General features: G+C 75.7%; 25 protein-coding genes and 1 pseudogene. 13 read left to right on the top strand and 13 right to left on the bottom strand.

Annotation, left to right across the window (positions count from 1 at the left end; genetic code table 11):
* Nucleotides 1-4: 4 nt before the first annotated feature.
* From BJ983_RS31180 to BJ983_RS24670, 3 genes are all read right to left on the bottom strand, one after another.
* On the bottom strand, nt 5-538 hold the full coding sequence (locus BJ983_RS31180; RefSeq protein ID WP_179796229.1) for a hypothetical protein: 534 nt from the start codon (nt 536-538) through the stop codon (nt 5-7).
* A gap of 46 nt (nt 539-584) precedes the next feature.
* Nucleotides 585-1,292: a hypothetical protein gene (locus BJ983_RS24675; RefSeq protein WP_179796228.1), complete on the bottom strand. Its 708-nt coding sequence runs from the start codon at nt 1,290-1,292 to the stop codon at nt 585-587.
* A 92-nt stretch (nt 1,293-1,384) separates the two neighbouring features.
* Nucleotides 1,385-3,115: a hypothetical protein gene (locus tag BJ983_RS24670; protein WP_179796227.1), complete on the bottom strand. Its 1,731-nt coding sequence runs from the start codon at nt 3,113-3,115 to the stop codon at nt 1,385-1,387.
* 274 nt (nt 3,116-3,389) lie between these two features.
* Here BJ983_RS24670 and BJ983_RS30290 point away from each other — a divergent pair, with 274 nt between their 5' ends.
* Nucleotides 3,390-5,420: an Hsp70 family protein gene (locus BJ983_RS30290; protein ID WP_218890457.1), complete on the top strand. Its 2,031-nt coding sequence runs from the start codon at nt 3,390-3,392 to the stop codon at nt 5,418-5,420.
* A 21-nt stretch (nt 5,421-5,441) separates the two neighbouring features.
* Here BJ983_RS30290 and BJ983_RS24660 read toward each other — a convergent pair whose 3' ends face one another.
* Together BJ983_RS24660 and BJ983_RS31860 are read right to left on the bottom strand one after the other, a co-directional pair.
* Nucleotides 5,442-6,572: a flippase-like domain-containing protein gene (locus BJ983_RS24660; RefSeq protein WP_179796226.1), complete on the bottom strand. Its 1,131-nt coding sequence runs from the start codon at nt 6,570-6,572 to the stop codon at nt 5,442-5,444.
* 123 nt (nt 6,573-6,695) lie between these two features.
* Nucleotides 6,696-7,163 carry a GNAT family N-acetyltransferase gene (locus BJ983_RS31860; protein ID WP_179796225.1) on the bottom strand — a complete coding sequence of 156 codons (468 nt, stop codon included), beginning with the start codon at nt 7,161-7,163 and terminating at the stop codon, nt 6,696-6,698.
* 58 nt (nt 7,164-7,221) lie between these two features.
* Between BJ983_RS31860 and BJ983_RS24650 the strand changes: the two genes are divergently transcribed.
* Complete coding sequence (locus BJ983_RS24650) at nt 7,222-8,502, top strand: aminotransferase family protein (RefSeq protein WP_179796224.1); 1,281 nt, start codon at nt 7,222-7,224, stop codon at nt 8,500-8,502.
* 7 nt (nt 8,503-8,509) lie between these two features.
* Here the strand turns inward: BJ983_RS24650 and BJ983_RS24645 are convergent, their stop codons facing one another.
* Both BJ983_RS24645 and BJ983_RS24640 read right to left on the bottom strand, forming a co-directional pair.
* Nucleotides 8,510-9,550, bottom strand: coding sequence for a magnesium and cobalt transport protein CorA (locus tag BJ983_RS24645; protein ID WP_179796223.1), 1,041 nt, complete (start codon nt 9,548-9,550; stop codon nt 8,510-8,512).
* 96 nt (nt 9,551-9,646) lie between these two features.
* Complete coding sequence (locus BJ983_RS24640) at nt 9,647-10,171, bottom strand: hypothetical protein (RefSeq protein ID WP_179796222.1); 525 nt, start codon at nt 10,169-10,171, stop codon at nt 9,647-9,649.
* A gap of 71 nt (nt 10,172-10,242) precedes the next feature.
* Between BJ983_RS24640 and BJ983_RS24635 the strand changes: the two genes are divergently transcribed.
* Nucleotides 10,243-10,866 carry an L-threonylcarbamoyladenylate synthase gene (locus BJ983_RS24635; RefSeq protein ID WP_179796221.1) on the top strand — a complete coding sequence of 208 codons (624 nt, stop codon included), beginning with the start codon at nt 10,243-10,245 and terminating at the stop codon, nt 10,864-10,866.
* Nucleotides 10,867-10,869: 3 nt separating this feature from the next.
* Here the strand turns inward: BJ983_RS24635 and BJ983_RS24630 are convergent, their stop codons facing one another.
* A complete protein-coding gene (locus BJ983_RS24630; protein WP_179796220.1) occupies nt 10,870-11,364 on the bottom strand; it encodes a DUF4333 domain-containing protein in 495 nt (164 codons plus the stop codon).
* Between the two features lie 416 nt (nt 11,365-11,780).
* Nucleotides 11,781-12,314: an Hsp20/alpha crystallin family protein gene (locus BJ983_RS24625; RefSeq protein WP_179796219.1), complete on the bottom strand. Its 534-nt coding sequence runs from the start codon at nt 12,312-12,314 to the stop codon at nt 11,781-11,783.
* A gap of 113 nt (nt 12,315-12,427) precedes the next feature.
* On the opposite strand from BJ983_RS24625, the gene BJ983_RS24620 reads away from it, so the two are divergent.
* The 3 genes from BJ983_RS24620 to BJ983_RS24610 all read left to right on the top strand — a co-directional run bounded on the left by BJ983_RS24620 (nt 12,428) and on the right by BJ983_RS24610 (nt 14,216).
* Nucleotides 12,428-12,640 (top strand): hypothetical protein, encoded by a 213-nt coding sequence (locus tag BJ983_RS24620; protein WP_179796218.1) that lies wholly within the window; start codon nt 12,428-12,430, stop codon nt 12,638-12,640.
* A gap of 77 nt (nt 12,641-12,717) precedes the next feature.
* Nucleotides 12,718-13,446: a serine/threonine protein phosphatase gene (locus BJ983_RS24615; protein ID WP_179796217.1), complete on the top strand. Its 729-nt coding sequence runs from the start codon at nt 12,718-12,720 to the stop codon at nt 13,444-13,446.
* Between the two features lie 53 nt (nt 13,447-13,499).
* Nucleotides 13,500-14,216 carry an HAD-IA family hydrolase gene (locus tag BJ983_RS24610; RefSeq protein WP_179796216.1) on the top strand — a complete coding sequence of 239 codons (717 nt, stop codon included), beginning with the start codon at nt 13,500-13,502 and terminating at the stop codon, nt 14,214-14,216.
* Between the two features lie 18 nt (nt 14,217-14,234).
* Here BJ983_RS24610 and BJ983_RS24605 read toward each other — a convergent pair whose 3' ends face one another.
* Nucleotides 14,235-15,035 carry an N-acetylmuramoyl-L-alanine amidase gene (locus BJ983_RS24605; RefSeq protein ID WP_179796215.1) on the bottom strand — a complete coding sequence of 267 codons (801 nt, stop codon included), beginning with the start codon at nt 15,033-15,035 and terminating at the stop codon, nt 14,235-14,237.
* A gap of 63 nt (nt 15,036-15,098) precedes the next feature.
* On the opposite strand from BJ983_RS24605, the gene BJ983_RS24600 reads away from it, so the two are divergent.
* Complete coding sequence (locus tag BJ983_RS24600; RefSeq protein ID WP_179796214.1) at nt 15,099-15,530, top strand: phosphatase domain-containing protein; 432 nt, start codon at nt 15,099-15,101, stop codon at nt 15,528-15,530.
* Here BJ983_RS24600 and BJ983_RS24595 read toward each other — a convergent pair.
* Nucleotides 15,527-16,921, bottom strand: coding sequence for an MFS transporter (locus tag BJ983_RS24595; protein ID WP_179796213.1), 1,395 nt, complete (start codon nt 16,919-16,921; stop codon nt 15,527-15,529). The two genes, BJ983_RS24600 and BJ983_RS24595, sit on opposite strands and share 4 nt — an antisense overlap.
* Nucleotides 16,922-17,043: 122 nt before the next feature.
* Here BJ983_RS24595 and BJ983_RS24590 point away from each other — a divergent pair, with 122 nt between their 5' ends.
* The 5 genes and pseudogenes from BJ983_RS24590 to BJ983_RS31170 all read left to right on the top strand — a co-directional run bounded on the left by BJ983_RS24590 (nt 17,044) and on the right by BJ983_RS31170 (nt 19,906).
* Complete coding sequence (locus BJ983_RS24590) at nt 17,044-17,937, top strand: Scr1 family TA system antitoxin-like transcriptional regulator (RefSeq protein ID WP_179796212.1); 894 nt, start codon at nt 17,044-17,046, stop codon at nt 17,935-17,937.
* Between the two features lie 94 nt (nt 17,938-18,031).
* Complete coding sequence (locus tag BJ983_RS24585) at nt 18,032-18,274, top strand: DUF397 domain-containing protein (RefSeq protein WP_179796211.1); 243 nt, start codon at nt 18,032-18,034, stop codon at nt 18,272-18,274.
* Complete coding sequence (locus BJ983_RS24580; RefSeq protein WP_179796210.1) at nt 18,274-18,531, top strand: hypothetical protein; 258 nt, start codon at nt 18,274-18,276, stop codon at nt 18,529-18,531. The genes BJ983_RS24585 and BJ983_RS24580 overlap by 1 nt, the downstream gene beginning before the upstream one ends.
* Before the next feature lie 74 nt (nt 18,532-18,605).
* Nucleotides 18,606-18,836 (top strand): annotated as a pseudogene (locus tag BJ983_RS31855) (FAD-dependent oxidoreductase); the annotation flags it as partial.
* Between the two features lie 152 nt (nt 18,837-18,988).
* On the top strand, nt 18,989-19,906 hold the full coding sequence (locus BJ983_RS31170; RefSeq protein ID WP_281376297.1) for an FAD-dependent oxidoreductase: 918 nt from the start codon (nt 18,989-18,991) through the stop codon (nt 19,904-19,906).
* 17 nt (nt 19,907-19,923) lie between these two features.
* On the opposite strand, the gene BJ983_RS24570 is transcribed toward BJ983_RS31170, so the two are convergent.
* Nucleotides 19,924-20,949, bottom strand: a complete 1,026-nt coding sequence (locus BJ983_RS24570) for an LLM class F420-dependent oxidoreductase (RefSeq protein WP_179796208.1) — start codon at nt 20,947-20,949, stop codon at nt 19,924-19,926.
* Nucleotides 20,934-21,491, bottom strand: a complete 558-nt coding sequence (locus BJ983_RS24565; RefSeq protein WP_179796207.1) for a GNAT family N-acetyltransferase — start codon at nt 21,489-21,491, stop codon at nt 20,934-20,936. Before BJ983_RS24565 ends, BJ983_RS24570 begins: the two co-directional genes overlap by 16 nt.
* A 77-nt stretch (nt 21,492-21,568) precedes the next feature.
* Between BJ983_RS24565 and BJ983_RS24560 the strand changes: the two genes are divergently transcribed.
* Nucleotides 21,569-22,786, top strand: a complete 1,218-nt coding sequence (locus BJ983_RS24560; RefSeq protein ID WP_179796206.1) for a LuxR C-terminal-related transcriptional regulator — start codon at nt 21,569-21,571, stop codon at nt 22,784-22,786.
* The last annotated feature ends 19 nt before the right edge of the window (nt 22,787-22,805 follow it).

Below are 22,805 nucleotides of genomic sequence, written 5' to 3'. Positions count from 1 at the left end.
CGGGTCAGCCGGCGTGGTCGCCGAGGTCGTGCTCGGAACCGGGATCGTGCTCGTGAGCGGTGTCGTGACCGCCGTCGTGACCCGACCCGTCGTCGTCGTGCCGGTCCTCCTGCGTCCCGTGCGGCCACGAGCCGTCGCCGTCATGGCCGGAGTCACCGGCGTCGTCGTCGCTGTCGTTCGTCGCGCCGCGCTCGTCCGGTCGGCCGTCGTCACCCGATCCGCCGCCCCCGGAGCTGCGGCCCGGGACATCGACCGGGACGGGCGCCGCGTCGCCGGTCGCCCCCCGACCGAAGTCGGGCTCCCCGTCGTCGATGGGGCTCGGCGGCGTCGGCACGGCCACGTCGTCGAGGTCGTGGTCGGCTGGTGCGGCCGGGGCGTCGACCCACTGCGCCGTGACCTCGCGCGGACCCGCGAGGCGGTCGAGCAGGGCGTCCACGTCCTCCCGGATCGCAGACCCCGCCGCTCCCACGGCCGCCGACCACGACGACGGGTCGGTCCACGACGGGTCGCGCGGGCTTCCGGGTTCGGCGGTGGTCATCGGTGCGCTCCGGTCGTTCGGGGAGGTCGGGAGTGGTCGGAGGTGGTCAGAGGTCGAGCAGGTCGTGCCCGGGGACCGGGTGGTCCGGGTGGTCCGGGTGATCCGGGTGATCGGAGTGGTCCGGGTGGTCGGTCGGGGGTGGGTCCACGTCCGCCGGGACGTCCGGTGGGAGGTCGGGCACCGTGTGCAGGACGACCTCCTCCACGGACGCGGGGGCGGTCGCGACGGCGGGCCCGGAGCCGGCTCCGTCACCGGGCGCGCGGGGCTCGTCGGGGAGGAGCGCGGCAGCGCCGGACCCGACGTCGGGAAACCCGGGGTGGTGCAGGCCCGGGAGGTCGTCGAGGAGCGCGGTCGGGTCGAGGGACGGGTCCGCGTGCGTCGGGTCGTGGCCGGCGGTCGCTGCTGGGACGCCGGGATCGTCCAGGTCGTGCGGCTCCTCGACCGGTCCGGCGAGGACCGCCTCCGACACGTGCACGAACTGGCGGGCCAGCGCGTCCACCGGGTGCTCGCCCGCCCGTTGGGCGTCGACCCCCTCGACCAGGTCACCGTCGACGTCGCGGCCCAGCCGGGCGGCCACCGAGTCGGTCACGAGCGGCAGGGCGTGGTGGAGATCCGCGGGTGGCACGCGCGCGAAGCCCTGCTCGTCGAGCAGGCCCCGCGGGTCGGCGGCGAGCCGGGCCCGGAGCTGGGGGTCGACGGCGAGCCGGGTCGCCCACTCGAGCAGGCTCGGCGATTCGTCGGCCAGGTCGCTCACGGCGTGGCTCACCTCCTCGTGCCCTCGGGTCGGACGGGACACGACGCCCGGCCCGCCACGGGTGGCGGACCGGGAGTCGTCGGCGGGCGCCCTCAGCCGAAGGCGTGGTCGCCGCCCCCGCCGTGGTCGCCGCCACCGTGGTCACCACCGTGGTCGCTGTGGTGGTCGGAGCCGGAGTCACCGGAGTGGGAGCTGCTCGACGAGCCGTGGTCGACCTCCTCGGCGCCGACGTGCACGGGCTCCTGGTCCAGGTCGGAGGGGCTGTCGTGCGTCGGCTCCTGCGGGGTGTGCTCCGGCGTGGACGCGTCGCCGTGCGACCCGTTCTCCGTCGTCGTCCGCGGCGCGGGGGCGCCGAAGTCGAGGTCCTCCGCGGAGCCCCCCGCCGGCGGGGTGGTCGGCGCCGGAGATCCGAAGTCCGGGTCGCCCGGGTGACCGTTCTCCCCGGAGGTCGGCGGGGTGCTCGTCGCGCCTCCGGCCGGCGGGGTCGAGGAGGTGCCCGCGGGCAGGTCGTCCAGGCCGGGGTCCGTGCCCGTCGGGTGTGTCGGGTCGACCGGAGGCGTCGTCGGGTCGGTCGTCCCGTCGGGACCACCCGGGTGGGTCGGGTCGGTGGGCGTCGTCGTCGACCCCGTGGGGTCGTCCGGACCGCCCGGCTGCGACGGGTCGGTGGGCGTGGTCGTCGACCCGGCGGGGTGGTCGGGGTCGCCCGGCTGCGCGGGGTCCACCGGGGTCGACGAGGTGGACGCGGTGGAGGACGACGGGGAACCGGAGTGCTCCCCGCCCGTGGGGTCGCCCGTGGAAGGTGGGGTGCTGCCGGACTGACCGCCCAGCGGGTCGAGGGGGGCGCTCGCGTCGACCGGGACGACCACGGGCGACGGGGTCGTCGAGCCGGTCGGGGCCGGCTGTCCCGGCTGGCCGGTCTGCCCCGTGGTCGGCGGCGTGGTGGTGGTCCCGGGCTGGCCGGGGGCCGTCGGCGTGTGGCCGGCCGGATCGCCGGCCTCCGTCCCGGTCTCCGTGATCGGCGGGACGTGCGTGCCGACGGGGTCCGGGTGGTGCGGCCAGTCGTCGATCGGGATCGGACGTCCCACGACCACGTGGCCGTCGATGTCGACGTGGATCTCGATCCGCACCAGGACGGTCTCCCGGAACGTCTCGTTGCAGTGGTGGGCGAAGATCCGGTCGCAGTTCTCGTGCTCCCAGCGGTCGTCGTGGCTCCCGTGACCGTCCCAGTGGTCACCGCCCGACCAGCCACCGCCCCAGTGCTCGCCCCCGCCGTAGCCCCCGCCGTGGTCACCGGACCACCCACCCGACGAGTACCCGCCGGACCAGTGGTCACCGCCGTGATGGCCACCGGACCAGTGGTGCGACTCGCGCTGGTAGCACTGCGACCGCTCGATCACGAGCGAGAAGGTCGCGCTGGAGCTCACGTCGATCCCGAACCGCGCGAAGAGCGCCTGCCGGTCGGCGAGGGCGAGCGCCTGGTCCTCCGGGGAGAGCCCCCCGAGGTACTCCATCATCGAGTCGAAGTGCGCCGACTGCTCCGCGGTCGCCTCCGGCGGCAGGGCCTCCCGGAGGTCGTCGACGACGGCACCCGCCTCCGTGGGGGTGGGAGTGCCGGCCGAACCGTCCGGCGTGTCCGGCGCGTCGAGCGTCGCGGTCGGGTCAGTGCTGCCCGAGGTGCTGCCCGAGGTGCTGCCCGAGGTGCTGCCCGGCGCGCTGCCGGTGTCGGCGGCCCCGGACGACGAGGGCGCGTCGGTGGACGTGTCGGGGGCGCCGGACCCGGCCGGGTCGGCGGAGGTCTCCGTCGGGAGGGACTCGGTGGACATCGGACACTCCTGGGGTCTCGGGGCGATGCGCTCGCCGGGCGTCGGACCGTCGTGCCGGGGCAGGGCCCGGAGCAGCGGATGACCGGGAACGCTAGGAACCCGCGGGGCCGGGGCCATCGGGGCGAGACCGACGGCTCCGGGGGAGCACGTCGGGGAGTGTCGTGACCGACCGTGCGGGGTGACAGGGGATACTCACCCGAACGGCGGAGGGGATTTGCCCTAGTCCCGCCGACGACGGCCGACATGGTCACGTCCGGCCGCGATACTGCGGACCATGACCTCGCCGCGCCCCTACCGCCTGGGCATCGACCTCGGCACGACGTACACCGCGGCGGCCGTGTCCCGACGGTCGGGCGCGGAGTGGTCGGAGCCCGAGATCGTCGCGCTGGGCACCCGGACGGCGTCGGTGCCGTCCGTGCTCCACCTGGCCGCGACGGGCGAGCTGCTGGTCGGCGAGGCCGCGGAGCGGCGCGCCCACACCGAGCCCGACCGGGTCGTCCGCCAGTTCAAGCGGCGCATCGGGGACGACGTGCCCCTCGTCGTGGGCGACGAGGTCCACTCCGCGCAGGCGCTCGCCGCCCGCCTCGCGCGGTGGGTCGTCGACCGGGTCGCCGAGCGCGAGGGCGGCCCCGCCGAGGCGATCGCGCTGACCCACCCCGCCAGCTGGGGGGACCACAAGCGGCGGCTGCTCGCCACGGCGCTGCAGGACGCCGGCGTCCCCGGGACGACGTTCCTGCCCGAACCCCAGGCCGCGGCCGTCGCGTATGCGGCGAAGGAGCAGACCGGCACCGACGCCGTGGTCGGGGTCTACGACCTCGGCGGCGGCACCTTCGACGCGGCCGTGGTGCGCCGGACCGCCCGGGGCTTCGAGCTGCCGGGGCGTCCCGAGGGCATCGAGACCCTCGGGGGTGTCGACTTCGACGACCGCGTCGTCGACCACGTGCGCGCCGGGATCGGCGCCGCGTTCGACGAGATCGACCCCGAGGACCCGGACGTGCTCTCCGCCCTGCGGCGCCTGCGCCTGGAGTGCGTCGAGGCGAAGGAGGCGCTGTCCGCGGACACCGAGGTCACGATCCCGGTCATGCTGCCCTCGATCCGGGAGAACGTCCGGCTGACCCGGCACGAGTTCGAGGCGATGATCCGGTCCTCGCTCGACCACACCGTCGCCGCCCTGGCCCGGACGATCGCCTCCGCCGGTCTGTCGCCGGACGACCTGCAGGCCGTCCTGCTGGTCGGCGGTTCGTCCCGCATCCCCCTCGTGGCGCAGATGGTCTCGGAGGAACTCGGTCGCCCGGTCGCGGTGGACGCCGACCCGAAGACCTCGATCGCGGTCGGCGCGGTCCTCGCGATCGCCCCGCGACAGACCGCCCCCGCGCGACGCGCGTCCGCCGGGGCGAGCGGGGCGAACGCCGCGGTAGCCGCGGCGGCCACGTCCAAGCTCGCGACCGGCGGGACGGGGACCGGCCCGTCCTCGGGTCTGCTCGACCTCCGCTCCGCCGCCGCGGCCGCGCCGGCCCGCCCGGTGCGCTCCGGCCCCCCGGCCGGCCCCGTCCCGACGACGGGCACCCCGTCGCGCTTCCCGCCCGCGACGACCGTGCGCGGCCGCGCCACCGGTCCGGGCTCGGGCCGGTTCCCCGCGGCGCCGGACGTCCTGCGGACCGGTCCGGGCTCGGGCTACTTCCTCTCCCCGGAACGCGGCCTCGGTCCGGCGTCGGGAGCCTTCCGGTCCCCGGCGGACGATCGCACCACCCTGACGGCGGGTGGACGCGTCCCGCCGTCCCCGGCGGACGATCGCACCACCCTGACGGCGGGTGGACGCGTCCCGCCCCGACCTCCCGTCGCCGCCCCGGGCGCCCGTCCGGACGAGGAGCAGCCGCCCGCACCGGAGCCGCGGTCGCGGACCCGACTGCTGGTGACGGCCGCCGCCGCGGTGGTGGTGGTCGCCGCGCTCACCACCGGTGGGGTGGTCTACGCGCGCAGCGCGTCCGTCTCGGCGACGGTGGTCCCCCCGACCTCGGCCGTCCCCGCCCCGCCGCCTCCGGCGCCCCAGGTGGCGGTCGCCCCGGTCGACGCGCAGGCCGGTGTCGGCGCGGGCTCCGGCAGCGCCGCGGGCGGCGGGTCGCGCGGAGGCTCGTCCGGCAGCAGTAGCGGCAGCGGCGGGTCGTCCAACGGCTCCGGCGGCGGGTCCTCCGGCGGGTCGCGCGGGTCCTCCGGGCACCACGGCTCCGGGACGACGAGCACGTGGCCCACCACGAGCGAGGCCGAGGACACGCCCCCGGAGCCGAAGCCGACCCCGACGAGCTGACGCCGACGAACTGACGCCGGACTAGCGGGGGCCCACCACGTCGTCGCGGGCCCGCACCGACGGGAACGGCAACGTGTGCACCTCGCCGTCGGCGCTGACCCGGTCGTCCAGCGGGCGCTCGTCGACGGTCCCGCGGGTCTGCACCCACAGCCACGCGCCCCACCCGGCGGCGGCGACCCCGACGAAGCTGACCAGCCGGTAGAGCAGGACCGCCGCGAGCGCGGGGTGCGAGGGGACCCCGCCGGCGACGAGGGCCGCGAGCAGCGCGCCGTCGACGAGGCCGAGCCCACCCGGCAGGAACGCGAGGCTGGAGGCCGCGGTGGCGGCGGCGTAGGCGACCAGCACGAGCGAGATCGTCATCCCGTTGGCGCCGACCGCGACGCAGCAGGCAGCGAGGCAGGAGATGTCGAGCAGCCAGTTCGACAGGGCGGAGAGGCCGACGACGACCCGGCCGCGGCCGTCGAGCTCGATGAGCGCGAGGCTCTCGATCTGCGCGACGAGCTCGGGCACGCCGGTCTCGCGCGGCCGCCGGCGGACGCGGTTGACCAGCCGGAGACCGGCCGAGGCGGCGGCGGTGATGAGGCCGGGGCGCCGGCTCACCACGACGATGAGCGCGCCGAGCGCGATCACCCCGGCGAGCTGGAGGAGCTGGGGACCGAGCGTGGTCGCGCGGCCGTTCACCACGAGCGCCGACCCGACCGCGATCCCGGCCAGCGCGAGGCTCGCCGCGACGCCGCCGGCGACCATCGTCCAGGTGGTGACGGGACCCGTCGCCCCCCAGGCCCGGCGCTTGCGGAAGGTGTAGGCGGTCGACAGCGCCGCGCCGCCCGGCACCGTCAGGTGCAGGGCGTTCGCCGCGAGGGTCACCATCACCACCGCGCGGAACCGGACCCGCACGGCCGCGGCGCGCAGCAGACGGTGGTGCAGCAGGGAGAAGGCGAGGATCGAACCCGCCTCGCACGCGACGGCCAGCGTGACCCACATCGGGTCGGCGTCGGCGAGGGCCGAGGCGGCCGCCTCGATGGTCGGCCAGATGAGGACGCAGCCGACGACGAGGCCGGTGACCACGAGGGCGCCCAGGACGACGCGGGTGCTGCGGGCGGACGCGACGCGCCGGACCCGACCGATCACCTCGCCCGTCGTCACCGTCACGCCCTCCACTGTCCTCCATCGGCCGCTTCCGGTGGACGCGGGGTGTTCAGCATCGCCGATCGGATTAGCCGTTCGGCGGCACCGCCACACCCCCCGACCGGCGTGTCCCGTGGGGCGTGCGTCTCACGGCAACGGGCGCACCCACCACCACGTCGCGGCCTCCTCCTCCCGCCCCCGGTCCCGCACGAATCCGCATCTCGTGAGCACGGTCGTCGACGCGTTCGGCCCGGGCGCGGTGCGGGCGAGGACCCGGGTGAGACCGGCCGTCCGCGCGCGGTCCACCCAGGTCCGCACCGCCGCCGTCGCGAGCCCGCGACCCCGGCGGTCGGGCGCGACGTGGTAGCCGACCTCCACCTCGCCGTCGCACGGCGGTCCCGTGAAACCACCCATCCCGACGACCTCGCCGGCGTCCACGAGCAGGTGCGTCAGCCACCGGGGGTCGACACCGCCCTCCAGCGCCTCGACCGTCGGCTCGAGCGTCCCGGGTTCGTCCCAGCCCGCGACGAGGGCCAGCCCGAACCGCTCACCGAAGGCCTCGGGCTCGAAGGCGAGGGTCACCGCCTCCTCGACGGTGACCGGCCGGACGTCCACGCGCGTCACCGTAGGACGGGACGGCCCGGGGGTTGCGCCCGTCACGAGAATCGGGGCCATGGGATCCCTGTGGCACCCCTTCTCCGACATGGCCGCCGTGCGCGAGCACGAGTTCGTCGTCGACCGCGCCGAGGGGGCGTGGGTGTACGACGAGGCGGGGCGCGCGTACCTCGACGGGTGCGCGAGCCTCTGGTACGCGAACGTCGGCCACGGCCGGCAGGAGATCGTCGATGCGGCGATGCGCCAGATGAGCCGGCTCGAGGCCTACTCGTGCTTCGCCGACATCGCGAACCGTCCCGCCCTGGAGCTCGCCGACCGGCTCGCGGCCCTCGCACCCACCGGGCCGGACTCGAAGGTGTTCCTCGGCTCGGGCGGCGCGGACGCGATCGACACCGCCGTGAAGATCGCCCGGTCCTACTGGCAGGCCCGTGGCGAGCACCAGCGGGTGCACGTCGTGTCCCGCGAGACGGGCTACCACGGCACCCACGGCTACGGGACGTCGATCGTCGGGATCCCCGCGAACCGGGAGGGCTGGGGCGTCCTCGCGGGCGAGAACACCGTGGCCCCGCAGGACCTCGAGGGGGTCGAGAAGGTCTTCGCCGACGTCGGGCCGGAGCGGATCGCCGCGTTCGTCATGGAGCCGGTCACGGGCGCGGGCGGCGTGCACATCCCGCCGCCGGGCTACGTCGAGGGCGTCGCCGAGCTCTGCCGCCGCCACGGCGTGCTGCTCGTGATCGACAGCGTCATCTGCGGGTTCGGCCGCCTGGGCACCTGGTTCGGGATCGAGCGGTTCGGCGTGCAGCCCGACCTGGTCACCTTCGCCAAGGGCGTGACGGCGGGCTACCTGCCGCTCGGCGGCGTGCTCGTCTCCGCGGACGTCGCCGCCCCGTGGTGGACGACCCCGGGCGAGCGCACGCTGCGCCACGGGCCGACGTACTCCGGGCACCCCACCTGCTGCGCCGCCGGGCTCGCCACGCTCGACGTGTACGAGCGGGAGGACCTGATCCCGAAGGGGCAGGAGCTGGAGACGGCGCTGGAGGCCTCGCTGGCCCCGCTGGTCGACCACCCCTACGTCGCCGAGGTGCGCTCCGGGTTCGGGTTGCTGGCCGCGGTCGAGCTGACCCCCGAGGTGCTCGCCTCCGTGCCCGACGCGCCCAACAAGGTCCTCGCCGGGGCGCGGGCGGCCGGCCTGCTGGTGCGCGGGCTCGGGAAGGGCGTGGCCGTGTCGCCGCCGTTGATCGTCACCGACGAGGAGATCCGGCTGCTCGGCGAGGGCATCCGGGCCGGGCTCGACGCGCTGCCGGCCGAGCAGCCGGTGCCGAGCGCGCCCGGGGCCTGAGGGGCGGTCACAGCCAGTTGCGGCTCTTGAAGATCAGGTACAGCGTGACGGCGGCGACGATCATCAGCCCTACGGCGAAGGGGTAGCCGAAGGCCCAGTGCAGCTCCGGCATCTCGTCGAAGTTCATGCCGTAGACGCCGGCGATGACCGACGGGGTGAAGATGATCGCCGCCCAGCTGGAGATCTTCTTCACCTCGTCGCCCTGCGCGAGGCTGGTCTCGGAGAGCCGCCGCATCTCCTCGTTCTGGCGCTGCCCGACGAGCGAGGCGTTCACCGTGAGCAGCCGTTCGAGCAGCTGCCGGAAGCCGTCGGCCGCCTCCACGCAGGACTCGACGTGGTCGGCCACGTCGCGCAGCCCGCGGTGGAGCTGCACCGCGCCCTCGTCCTCCGCGGTCTCGTCCAGCAGGGTGCGCAGCATGGCGCGCAGCGGGTCCGTCGCCCGCTGGAACTCGATCACCTCGCGGGAGAGGTGGTAGATGCGCCGCGAGACGTCGGGGTCGCCGCCGAACACCTCGGTCTCGATCTGGTCGATGTCCCGGCGCAGCTCGTGCACCACGGGCCGGTAGTCGTCGACGATCCGGTCGAGGATGCCGTACAGCACCGCCCGGGGGCCGAGCCGGAGCAGGCCGGGGTCGTCCTCGAGGCGCCGCCGGACGTCGGCGAGGTCCGGGGTCTCGGCGTGTCGCAGGGCGACGACGAAGTCCGATCCGAGGAAGAGGTGGACCTCGCCGACCTGGACGTCCTCCTCGGCGTCGACGTACCAGGCGGGACGCAGCACGACGAACTCGACGTCGTCGTAGCGCTCGATCTTGGGCCGCTGGTGGGCGTGCACCGCGTCCTCGACGGCGAGCTCGGGGAGCGCGAAGTCGCGCGCGATGTCCGCGATCTCCTCGTCGTCGGGACGCAGCAGCCCGATCCACGCGAAGTCCGCCGACGACCGCCCGTCGCTGGACTCCTCGTCCCGCAGCACGCTCAGCGTGCCGTCGAGGGTGTCCGGCTCGACCTCCCGGCGGCCGGCCCGGTAGACCGCGTTGTCGACGACGCTCATGCGGGAGCAGGTACCCGACGGCAGGTCGCGCTACGACCCCGCCGTCGGGAAATCGTTCGTCCGGCTCACGAACGATCGGACGCCGCCGGACGGTGCTCAGCGGATGGGGACGGTGCGCGTCTGCCCGACCGGGGGGAGCTGCGAGGTCCCGGACGACGCCGCGATCGGCTGGACGCTCGGCTGCGGAGGTCCCGACGACGGGTGCGCCGCGGTGGCGACGTCGTCCGCCCGGGCGTCCGACCAGGAGTCCTGCGGACCCGGGGAGTCGTGGTCGTCGGACGAGGAGTCCTCGTCGTCGGAGGAGTCGGCGTCGGGCGTCCCGGAGAAGGGGAGCCCGAGATCGGCCAGCGTGTCCCGCACCGTCCGCTGCGCCTCCGCCCGCGCCTCGTCGGCCGGGTCCCCGGAGGTCGCCGAGGTCGCGTGGTGACCGTGTCCGCCGTGCTGACCGGCGCCGTCGTCGTGGGCGAGCGCGGTCCCGCTGCCGATGATCCCGGTGACGGCGACCGCCAGTGTCGTCGTCGCGAGGCGCGCGGCGGTGCCGGTGGTGGTGGCGGTCGGCCCCGTCTCGCTCGTGCGGGCCGCGTGGGCTCCCATGGTGGTGATCTCCTGCTCCCGGGTCACGGTGGCATCACGAACGTATCCCGTTCCGGGCACGGCCACACGTCCTTCCGTCGGGGCCTACGCTGCGGGAGGTGGCCAGGTTCTACGACGTGCACCCGCAGAATCCGCAGCGGCGGACCATCGCGCAGGTCGTGGCGCTGCTCCGCGACGGCGGGTTGATCGTCTACCCGACCGACTCCGGGTTCGCCCTGGGCTGTCGGGTCGACGCCCGCGACGCGGTCGACCGGATCCGCTCGATCCGGCACCTCGACGACCGCCACCACTTCACCCTGGTGTGCCGCGACTTCGCCCAGCTCGGACAGTTCGTCGAGGTCTCCAACCCGATCTTCCGGGCGGTGAAGGCCGCGACCCCGGGCCCGTTCACCTTCATCCTGCCCGCCTCGCGCGAGGTCCCCCGGCGGCTGGCCCACCCGAAGAAGCGCACGGTGGGGGTGCGCATCCCGGACAACGCCGTGACCCGCGACCTGCTCGACGAGCTCGGCGAGCCGCTCCTGTCGAGCACGCTGCTCCTCCCCGGCGAGTCCGAGCCGCCCACCGAGGGCTGGGAGATCGCCGAGCGGCTGGAGCACCAGGTCGACGCCGTGCTCGACTCCGGCGACCAGGGCAAGGAGCCGACGACGGTGGTCGACCTGTCGGGGCCGGAGCCGGAGATCGTCCGGCAGGGCGCGGGCGAGGAGCGCGTCTGGCGGTGGTGAGGCTCAGCCGCGGGTGACCTCGAAGCGGACGTCGCGGCCCTGCACGCTGCTGACGGTGGCCTTGAGGTTCAGCGGCTGACCGTTCTGCGTGCCGGTGCAGATGATCGTCGCGCCGACCGTGGCCGGGAGCGCCCCGGGGCACCGGACGCTGCCCGCAGGCAATCGGGTGGCCTGCTCGATCTGGGTCTGGACCTCGGCGGCCGTGACGTCGGTGGACGGCAGCCAGCTGGTGGGGATGCCGACGGTCAGGGCGACCACGAGGGCGATCTGCAGCAGGGTGAGCACCACGCCGAGGACGACCGCGGCGGTGGCCTTCCCCCGCCCGGTGAGCCGCTCGCGCGGTTCCTCGAACACCGTGTCGAAGGTCGGCCGGGCCGAGGCCGCGATGCGCCGGCGCGCGACGACCCCGAGGACGAGACCGACCGGAGCCACCAGCACCGCGAGCACCAGCGCCACCACGGCCAGCCGGGAGGCCCGGGAGGGCGGCGGGGTGGCCATCCGGTTCGGACCGCCCGGACCGTAGACGGACTGCACCGGCGGACGCGGGGGTGGCGCGGCGGGACCCCCGGCTCCGCCCGGCCCTCCGGGTCGGGCCGGGAACGGGCCGGTCGGCGGGCGCGGCGGCGGGGGCGGCGCCCCGTGCCCGCCCGGGTAGGGCCCCGGCTGCCCGTACGGTCCCGGCTGCCCGTACTGACCCTGCTGCCCGGACCGGCCCTGCTGCCACCCGGGACCGGGACGGCCGGGCGGCGGGGGCTGCGGAGGCATCGGTGTCTCCCGGCGATCACGGACGTGGCGAGGTCCAGCGGATGGTAGCGACCTCCCCCGACACCGGGCACCGGTCACGGCGGGCCCGGACACGACGACGCCCCGCCGGGCGGGGGCCCGGCGGGGCGTCGGTCCGGGTCGGACGGGGATCAGGCCTCGGCGGTGCCGGAAGCCTCGGTCGCGCCGTCGGTCGCGCCCTCGGTCGTGCCGTCCGCGGTGGCGGACGGCGTCACGCCGGCGATGTCGATGCGGCGCGCCTCCGGGGTGACCGGCTGCGGGGCGACGTGCGCACCCGCGATCCGGACGGAGAGCACCCCGGCGTCGTACGACGCGCTCACGGCGTCGGCGTCCACGTGGCGCGGGAGGCCGAAGATGCGACGGAACGAGCCGCGCCGCGACTCGCGGAACCCCTCGCCCTCGTGCTCCTCGCGACGCTCACCGGCGACGACGAGTCGGTGGTCGACGACCTCGACGCGGACATCGGCGGCGACGTCCACCCCGGGCAGCTCGACGCGGACGACGGCGTCGTCGCCGTCGCGGACCACGTCGGCGGCCGGGACGAACCAGGCCGACTCGGCCGGACGGGCGGTGCGGACGCTGCTGCGGACGAGCGCGTCGGCCACGCGGAAGGGCGCGAACGGCCCGACGAAGCGCGGGTACCGGAAGGTCAGTGCAGAACTCATGGTGGTCCTCCTCGGACTCGGAAGGGAGCCCGACCTTGCGGGCTGCTGACTCCTACAACCTGAGCCGACCCGACTCAATTCCCGCTCCGACCGGATTCTGGGAGCCTGGGACCATGAGCGAGCCCGGACCCGACTACACCGCCGACGGCGTCCCGACCTTCGACTTCGTGCGCGACCGGATCGAGCAGCGCGCGGCGACGGCCGACGGCGCCGGCGAGCTGGACGCCGCGACGCCGGAGGCGCACGACCTCGACCGGCAGGAGGCCGAGCGCGCGGAGGCCGCCCGGGCGAAGCTCGAGGAGATCCGGCGCAGCCTCGGCGGCTGATCACCGCCCCTCACCGGACCCTCAGCCGGCCCACAGACTCCGCGCGGACGGTGGCGGGGGACGACGAGGAGGCCGACATGACGGTGACGACGGCGGGCGCGGGGACGGGGCGGCGTGCGGCGGCGGCGCTGTCGTGGTGGGCGGCCGACGCCCGCGGTCCCCGCCGGCACCAGGCGGACGCGGCGGCCGGCTTCACCGGACGCGGACACCGCCACGCCGTCGCCGTCGCCGACGGGGTCGGGGACTCGCCGGCCGCGGCGCGCGCCGCACGGATCGCGGTCGACCACGCCGTGCGGACGGCCGTCCTCGACGGCCGGGCCGACCTCGCCGTGCTCGCCGCCCGTGACGTGCTCCTCGGGGCGGGCCTCCCCGGCGACGCGGCCCTCACCGTCGCCCTGGGCCCCGACGTCCGGCTCGCCGAGGCGACCTGGACCGTCGCCTGGGTCGGCGACGTCCGCGCGTACGCACTCGGGCCCGGGGGTCCGCAGGCGCTCACCCGCGAGCACACCGTCGGGGCCGAGATGCGCGCGTCCGGCATCGCCGTCGCCGACCACCTCGACCACGTCCTGACGACGAGCGTGCGCACCGTGCGCGGGGCCGTCGAGGTCGGGCTGGCCGCGATCGCGGAGCCGACCGCTCTCCTCCTCGCCACCGACGGCGTCCACCGCGCCCTGGACCCGGACGTCCTGGCGGCCACCTGCGCCCGGGTGCCCGCACCCGACCTGGCCCGGGCCGTGGTCGACGCGGCAGGGGCCGCCGGGACCCGGGACAACGCCACCGCGCTCGTGGTCGCCACCGCGCGCTGATCCGGGTCGAGCTCCGCTGCGCTCCGTCTCCCGTCTGACCCACACTGGGCGCCGTGCGTGCCCTGTTCGACCTGACCGCCGCCTACGAGCCCACGGACGCCCAGCGCCGCGACCCGGTGCCCCCGGTCGAGGCCGTGCTGTTCGACTTCTCCAACACGCTCTTCCACATGATCGACACCCCCGCCTGGTTGCGGTCGGTGGGTCTCGCGGCGACCCGCGAGATCCCTTGCGCGGCCACGCTGGACGACCTCGCCACGGCCGCCGCCCGACCCGGCGTCGCCGCCGCGCAGCGGGGTCGCGACCTCTCGGACGACGCCCACCGCGCGGCCATGCGGATGTGGTTCGCGCAGGTCGGAGCGCTCCGCGGGATCGAGGACACGGCGATCGACCTGCTGCGGGCGCCCGAGGCCTGGGTGCCCTACCCCGACAGCGCCGAGGTCCTGCAGGCCCTGGCCGACCGCGGGGTGCGGGTCGGCGTGGTCTCCGACATCGGGTGGGACATCCGGGTGCACGCCCGCGCGGCCGGCGTCGAGCACCTCGTCGGGACCTGGGTGCTCTCCTGCGAGCTCGGCGTCGAGAAGCCGGAGCCCGCGATGTTCACCACGGCCTGCACCGCGCTCGGGGTCGACCCCCGGGCGACGCTCATGGTCGGCGACAACCCCGCCCGCGACGGCGGGGCGGTGGCGGCGGGGTGCCGGGCCTTCCTGCTGCCGAGCGAGTTCCGCCTCGGTGAACGCGGGCTCGGGGCCGTGCTGTCGCTGCTGGGATGACGCTGCCGGCGTGACGGCTCACCCGACGGACGACGCCAGGGCCGCGGCGAACCGCTGCTGCCCCTCGGGCGACCGCGCGAGGGCGGCGTCCGCGGGATTGCCCAGGTTGGCGCACTCGACGAGCACGGTCGGGACGGTCGCGAGGTTCAGCCCGGCGATGTCGTCGCGGGCGTCGAGGCCGCCGCGCCCGATGTAGGTGGCCGGCGTGAGGCCCGCACCGCGCAGGCTCCCGACCGTGGCGTCGGCGAGCGCGCGGGCCGGACCGCGTTGCGCCGGGTTCAGCGGCGGCGCGGAGTAGAGGACGTGGAACCCGTGTCCGGCGGCCGGCGCGCCGTCGGCGTGCACCGAGAACACGGCGGCCGCCCCGGCCCGCTCCCCCGCCCGCCCGCGGTCGTCGACGCAGGGGCCGACGCCGACGTCGTCCGGCCGCGTCAGCACCACGCGGTAGCCGCGGGCGCGCAACAGCTCGGCCAGCCGCTGGGAGACCGCCCAGGTGAAGGCGTGCTCCGGGTAGCCGTCCGCCGTCGACGCGCCAGTGGTGTTGCACGGCTTCTCCCCGCCGCGCCCGTCCGGCACCGGGCGCGCGATCGTGGCGGCGGCGCGGGCGTTCCCCCCGTTGTGTCCGGGGTCGATGACGATCGTCGCGCCGGCCGGGACGACGAAGGCGCCGGGACGCGGAGCGGGGGTCGTGGCGGTCGGCGCAGGAGGTGCGGCGGGTGCGGCGGGTGTGGGAGGCGGAGCCGGGGCGGCGGGCGCCGCGGGTGCCGCGCACGAGGCCAGGACGACGACCAGGGCGGTGACCAGAAGCGCGCGCGACACGGCGCCCGATGGTGCCGCACCGGGTGCGTCGGGCCCGGCAGCGCGGCGCCAGAATTCGCACGCATGGAGGAGGTCCTGCTCTGCGACGTCGACGGCACGCTGGCCCTGCGCGCGGACCGCTCCCCCTTCCCCGGCCCGCAGGGTGAGCTGCGGGCGGGCGAGGACCGTCCCAACCTCCCGGTGATCCGCGTGCTCGACGACCTGCGCCGCTCCACCCCGCACGTCGTGTTCCTGTCCGGGCGCACCGAGGCGGCGCGGGTGCCCACCGAGTGGTGGCTGCACGCGCACGTGCTGGGCGGCCGGGAGTGGCCGGAGCTGTCGCTGCGCGCGGTCGGCGACACGCGTCCCGACGACGTCGTGAAGCGCGAGCTCTACGAGAGGGACGTCGCGGGCCGCTACACGGTGCGCCTGGTCCTCGACGACCGCGACCGCGTCGTCGGGATGTGGCGCGGGCTCGGGCTGACCGTGCTCCAGGTGGCCGACGGCGACTTCTAGGCCGCCTCGCGGGCGCGCAGCGCGGTCACCGTCCCGAGCACGGCGACGATCCCCATCCCGCCGTAGAGCAGCGTCGCGGAGGCGGCGGTGTCGCGTCCGAGGGCCACCCCCACGCCCGCGAACGCGGCCCCGAGGGCCACCGCGAGCATCTGGATCATCGTGATCGCGGCCGACGCGCGATCGCCCTCGCCGTCGTCCTCGGTGCCGTCCGCGGCCGTGCCGCCCGCCATCGCCCCGGCCGCGAGGTGCGGCCACGCCACCCCGACGCCGAGCCCGGCCAGGACCAGCCCGAACGCCCAGAGGGGCACCGCGCCGGTGGACTGGGTGAGGGTGAGCAGCGCGAAGCCCGCCACCCCGAGCACCGGTCCGATCCCGACGGCGAGCCGTCCCCGGCCGACCGACGCGCTCGTCATCTCCCCCACCACCCAGCCGCAGGCGAGGGCCACGCCGAGGAAGCCGGCCCACACCGGCGAGAGCCCGCCCAGGCGCTGGCCGAACAGCGGCACGAAGGCCTCGACGGCGGACACCCCGATGAGCACGGCAGCGGTCACGTACACGGCCGCGAGCGGGCCGCCCCGGGTGAACGTGGCCAGGGGCAGCACCCGCGCGGCCCCGGGCCGGCGTTCGTGCGCCACCAGGGCGACGAGCAGCGCGAGGGCGACGACGATCCCGCCGCCCGCGACCACGAGGCCACGCGTGTCCGCCCCCGAGCCCGAGACCGCGAGCCCGGAGACCGACAGCACGGCCGCCGCCGCGCCGACCAGCAGCACCGAGAGCAGGGGGAACGGGGTCCGTACGGACGGGGGCCGCGCCGCGGCGCGTCGGAGCCCGGCCGGGACGCCGAGGGCCACCACCACGGTGACCACGACCATCGTCACGAACGCCCCCCGCCACAGGCCGGCCTCGGCGAACACCCCGCCGAGGACCGGCCCGACCAGCAGGCCGACGCCCCACATCGCGGAGATCGCCGCGCTGCCGCGGGTCCACAACTCCCGGGGCAGCGCCGTACGGATGAGCGCGTAGGCGAGCCCCGCCAGCAGCCCGCCGCCGGTGCCCTGCACGGCCCGCCCGAGGAGCAGGACCGCCATCGACGGCGCCACCGCGTCGATGGCGGTGCCCACGCCGAACGCGAGCAGGGCGAGCAGGTAGGCCCGCCGCGCCGACCAGGTCGCCAGGGCCCGGCCGGTGAGCGCCGAGGTCACCACGGCGGGCAGCAGGTAGACCGTGACCACCCACGAGTAGAAGCGCTCCCCGCCGATCTCGGCGACCGCGGAGGGCAACAGGCTCGCCGTGACGTAGGTGTCCACCGCGAAGAGCAGGACCCCGCCGCAGAGCACCCCGACGGCCCCGCGCCGCCCGGGCGCGAGCATCGAGGCCCATCCCGCCGTCATGATCGCCGTCCCCGCACGGGACGAGGATGCTCCGACCGACCGGCCGCGACACGTCGGGAAACAGGCTCCCGCCCTGTAGTCTCCGACCTTCGGACCAGTCACCGATCCCGGAGGACGCCGGCGTGGCCGAGAACGCTCACGAGGGCCCGGACGGCTTCGACGGACCGGACGACCCCGGCCCCACGGCGCGCCGGATCATCGTCGGCGCCCAGCTCAAGCGGCTGCGCGAGGAGGCGTCGGTGACCCGCGGCGCGGCGGGCTACCACATCCGCGGCAGCGAGTCGAAGATCAGCCGGATGGAGTCGGGCAAGGTCGGCTTCAAGCACCGGGACGTCGACGACCTGCTGACGCTCTACGGCGAGGGCGCCACCGAACGGCGCGCCCGGTTGCTCGAGCTCGCGACGCAGGCCAACGAGCCCGGCTGGTGGCAGCGCCCCGGCGAGGCGGTGCCGGACTGGTTCTCCGAGTACGTGGGGCTCGAGTCGGCCGCGGTCCGCATCCAGACCTACGAGCTCCTCTTCGTGCCCGGGCTGCTGCAGACGCCGGAGTACGCGCTCGCGATCGTCACCCGCGGTCACCCGGAGCAGGCGACGCCCACCGAGCACGAGCGGGTCGAGGTCCGCATGAAGCGCCAGCGCGTCCTCGAGCGCCCGGGGGCCCCGCGGCTGTGGGCCGTGGTCGAGGAGGCGGTGCTGCACCGCCCGATCGGCGGGCACGCGGTGCTGGCCGCGCAGCTCGACCACCTCGCCGAGCTGTCCCGCCGACCGAACATCACGCTGCAGGTCCTGCCCTCGGAGCTGTCGGGCTACGGCAGCGAGACGGCGTTCACGATGCTGCGCTTCGCCGAGCCCGACGTCCCGGACATCACCTACATCGAGGGCCTCACCGGCGCGCTGTACCTCGACCGCCGCGCGGAGGTCGAGGAGTACTCGCGCCAGATGGACGAGCTGACGATCGACGCGCTGAGCCCGGACGAGAGCCGGAGCCTGCTGGCGAAGCTGCGCGAGCGGGGCTGACGTCGCAGGCGCTACGTGCTTCTGCACATGCAGATGACCCGGGTCGGTGTTACCGTCGTGTCGGATTCAAGCACCGACGGCGGACGGACCACCGATGCACACCACGGCCTCGCACCTCGTGGGCGCAGCGTGGCGCCGCAGTCGGTACAGCGGCAAGCAGGGGAACTGCGTGGAGCTCGCCGCCGTGACCGACGCGGTCGGGCCGGTCGGGCACGTCGCCCTCCGCAACTCGCGTTTCCCCGACGACGCGGCCCTGCTCGTCACCCGGGCCGACCTCGGGGCCTTCCTCTCCGACGTCCGCGCCGGCCGGTTCGACGATCTGCTCGAGGACGCGTGATGGCCGCCCCCGTCGATCACGGTGCCGATCGCGCGCACTGGCTGACCTGCGCCCTGGACGGACGCGACCACGCGGTCCTGGAGCACGACCCGGTCACCGGGGCCCACCGCGCCGCCTGCGCCCGGACCGTCTGGGCGTCCTCCCTCGCGAGCCCGCCCGCCGCGCGCTGCGGCGAGTGCGCCGACGCGACCGGGGAGACGGACGCGGAGCGCCGCCCGTCCCTGCTCGCGCGGTTGCGCGGACTGCGCGCGGCCTGACCCCTCCTTCGGGGGGACGTCCTCTTCCCGACGGCAGGTGGCGCCGGACGGCGGTCCTCCTACCGTCTCGTCGCATGATGCCCGAGGTGGACGTCGTCGTCGTCGGAGCGGGGATCGCGGGTCTCACCGCCGCGCGGGAGCTCCGTGGCCGCGGTCTGGACGCGGTCGTCCTCGAGGCCGACGGCCACGTCGGTGGCCGCATCCGGACCGAGCACCGGCCCGGCCTGCTGCTCGAGCACGGCGGCATCTTCCACACCGCCGGTTACACCTCCATGGTGCGGATGCTCGGCGAGCTCGGTCTCGGCGACGCCGCACGGGCAACCGACACCGGATTCCGGGCCGGCGTGCGGCGGGACGGCACCTGGCGGCACGTCGACCTGGGCTCGCCGACGGGTCCGGTGGTGACACGGTTGCTGGGCTGGCGGGACAAGGCCGCGCTGCTCCGGGTCGCGGCCCCATGCTGCTCGCCCGTCCCCGCGACCTCGGCGACCTGGTCTCGATGCGCCGCTTCGACGGCCGGTCCGCCGCCGCCGGGCTCACCCCGGCCGGCGCCGACTACCTCACCGCCGGTCCGCACGAGTTCCTCTGGGGCGAGCGATCCGCAGAGCTGACCGCGGCGATGTTCGCCCTGCAGCTGCACGTCTTCACCGGCGAGCTGCGGGAGGTCCGGGGCGGGATCGGGCGCTTCGTCGGCGCGGTCGCCGGCGACACCCCGGTCCGCCACCACGTCGAGGTCACCGCGGTCCACCCGCGCGCCGACGGGGTCACGGTGGAGGTGTCGACCGGGCTGCCGGTGACGGCCCGGGCCGCCGTGCTGGCGTGCCCCGCCGACCGGGCCGCCGCACTCTGGGCCGAGGCGCCGCTCCCCGTCCGGTCCCACCTAGCGTCGATGGACCACTCGCGGATCGACTACGTGTACCTGCGCACCCGCACGCCGCTGGAGCTGCGGGCCGAGGGCCGGCCGGTGGGCATGGAGGTCGTCACCACGCCCGAGGTCGGGGGTTCGACGCTGGGCGGTGTCTACGTCGCGAACGCCTGGGCCGACGAGGGCGGACTGCTGCTCGTGACCGCCGCCCGCGCGGCGCAGGCGGCGAACCTGTCCGACGACGAGCTGGCCGACCGGCTGCAGACCGACGTCGAGAAGCTCCACCCGGAGGTGGTGGGACAGGTGACCGAGCGGGTGGTCATGCGCCACCACCCCTACACGCCGACCTTCCGGCCCGGGTCCGTCCTGCGACTGGAGCAGGCCCGCGCCCACCTGCCCCACGGGCGGATCGACCTCGCCGGGGACCACATGGCGGCCCCGTGGGTCGAGGGCGCCATCCGCAGCGGCGAGCAGGCCGCCGCCAGGACGGGGGCGGCGCTGCGCGCCTGAGCGTCCCGGAAGCGAGGTCAGCGGGTCCCGACGAGGTCGGCCATCGTCTCCAGGGTCGTGCGGTCCCCACCGATCACCATGGTGGTGACCAGGGAGTCCTGCCACGCCGTCAGCTCCTCGGCGATCTTCTCCCGAGGCCCGACCAGCGCCACCTTCTCGACGAGGGCGGTGGGCACGGTCCGCGCCGCGTCCGCCTTGCGCCCCGCCAGGTAGTGCTCCTGGATCGCGGCGCACTCGTCGTCGAACCCCATCCGCGCGAAGACCCGGTAGTGGAAGTTCACCTCCTTGGAGCCCATGCCGCCGATGTAGAGCGCGAGGTGGTCCCGGACGCGGTCGGCGGCGGCCTCGACGTCGTCGTCGATCTCCACCTGCACCATGCAGACGACCTCGTAGCCCTCGGGGCGGCCGCCCTCCCGGCGGGCGAAGCCCTCCTCGAGGGACGCGCGGTAGTGCCCGTCGTCGTACGGGGAGTAGAAGAGCGGGATCCACCCGTCGCCGATCTCGGCGGCGAGCGCGACGTTCTTCGGCCCCTCGGCCGCGACGAGGATCGGCAGGTCGGTCCGGCGCGGGTGCAACGTCGAACGCAGCGGCTTGCCGAGGCCCGTCCCGCCGGGGTACGGCAGGGGGTAGTGCTCGCCGTCGCTGCGGAGCTTCTCGCGGGCGATGGCGTCCCGCAGGATGCGCACGTACTCCCGGGTCCGCGCGAGCGGCTTCGGGTAGGGCGCGCCGTACCAGCCCTCGACGACCTGCGGGCCGGACGCCCCGACGCCGAGCGCCACCCGCCCGTCGGAGAGGTGGTCCAGGGTCATCGCGGCCATCGCGGTCGCGGCCGGGGTCCGCGCCGACATCTGGACGATGGAGGTGCCCAGGCGCACGCGCGAGGTGCTCGCGCCGAGCCACGCCAGCGGGGTGAAGGCGTCCGAGCCGTAGGCCTCGGCGGTCCAGATCGAGTCGAAGCCGAGGTCCTCGGCGGCGCGCACCTGCTCCACCAGGCCCGGCGGCGGGCCGGCACCCCAGTACCCCAGCGTCAGTCCGAGCTGCATGTGTCCTCCTCGTCGGGTGTCCCCGGGGGCAGGGTGCCCCCCGGACCGGAGATCGTCTTGCGCAGCCGCCAGACGTCCACGTGGTGCGCGGGCAGGCCGACCCGGGTCTCCTCGGTCCACGCCACGACCCCCGCGCCGCTGATCTCGTAGCCGAGCGACTCGAGCAGCCGACGCCCCGGCAGGTCCGGGGCGTCCACCGCGCCGACCAGCCCGAGGCACCGGCGGGCGATCGAGCGGAGCTCCAGCGTGGCGAGCAACCGCCGCAGGTCGACCACGGCGTCACGGCCGGAGGTCAGCACCACCGTCGCGTCGCCGAACGGCGTCCGGTACCCGGCCGCGGCGGCCGCGCACACCTGCCCGCCCTGCCCGACGGCCACGACGTCGCCGTCGCCCGCCCGCGCCAGGGCGTCGGCGGCCTCCACGAGGAACCGGATGCGCGCGGTCGGGGAGTGCGGGAGGAGGGCCGCGAGATCCTCCCCGCGCAGGTCGCGGACGGTCGACGTCTCGCGGCCACCGTCGGGAAAGGTGCTGTTGGAGGCCATTCGTCTCTCGTTCGGAGTATCGCTATGGTGTGTTCGGCGTTACACGAGTTATGCCTGCGCTCAACGAGGAGGCGCTCATGACACTCGCGACGGCCGGTCGCACGTCCCCCGGGGTGGTGGCGGACGACGAACGCGTCGGATCGCTGCGACCCACCGACCGCGACGACGTCCTGGATCTCGTGGCAGCGGCGGCGTCCCTGACGGGCGGCGCTCCCTCCGTCACCGCGGACCGCGTGCGGGACCACTGCGGAGCCCGGCGGGCCCTCGAGTCGGCATGGGACCGCACGCTCGCCGCGATGACCACCGACGCGGGGGTCACGCCGGAGGCGGTCGACCTGCTGCGACGCATCAAGACGGTGGACGACGCGCTGCTCCGGCGCGACATCGAGAACCGCAACATGCTCTTCCACCGCGTCCGCGAGGGTCTCGCCTCGCTCGCGGACATCCAGTCCACCGCGGCGCTCGTCACGAAGGTCCCGTCGGTGGTGTGCGCCCTCGGCTTCGACCGGGCCATCGTCTCCCGCGTCGAGGACTCGGTGTGGATCCCCGAGCACGTCGCGATCGAGCGCGATCCGACGTGGGCAGGCCAGATCCTCGAGATCGGACGCGGCAACCCGCTCCCGCTCACCGCCGCCCTGCCGGAGAGCGAGATCCTGCGCCGCCGGGTGTCGCTCGTCGTCGAGAACGTCCAGCAGCGGGAGAGCATCAACAAGCCCATCGCCGACGCGTCGCTGTCCTCCAGCTACGCCGCGAGCCCGATCATCGCCGGCGGCGAGGTCGTCGGCTTCCTGCACGGCGACTGCTACTACCAGCAGCGCGACCTCGACGAGACCGACCGCCAGGTGCTCGCCACCTTCGCCGAGGGCCTCGGGCAGGCGCTCGCCCGGACCCTCGTGCTCGATCAGGTCGGGTCGGTGCGCGCGGGTCTCGACGAGATCGCGAGCCGGCTCGGGGCGCCGGGCCTCGGGAGCTTCACGGGTGCCTTCGGGCTGCCCGGCTCCGGGCCGACGCCCCCGCGCCCGGCCGCTCCCACCGGCACCGAGGGCCCGGGCTTCGGCCGACGGCAGCAGGGCACCGTCCCCGTCGCCCGCGCCGAACTCACGCGCCGGGAGCTCGAGGTCCTGCGGCACATGGCCGCCGGCGACACCAACGCCCGCACGGCGCGGCGCCTCGTGATCTCCGAGGGCACGGTCAAGTCGCACGTCAAGCACATCCTGCGCAAGCTCGGGGCCGCGAACCGGGCCGAGGCCGTGTCGCTGTGGTGGCAGATGCAGGGTGGGGGCGCCGCCTCCTGAGCGGTTCCCCCGCCCGGTA

Origin of the sequence: Actinomycetospora corticicola (assembly GCF_013409505.1) — a bacterium.
GTDB lineage: Bacteria > Actinomycetota > Actinomycetes > Mycobacteriales > Pseudonocardiaceae > Actinomycetospora > Actinomycetospora corticicola.
Note: the sequence above shows the minus strand (reverse complement) of the source record. Positions and strands in the feature narration are given on the sequence as shown.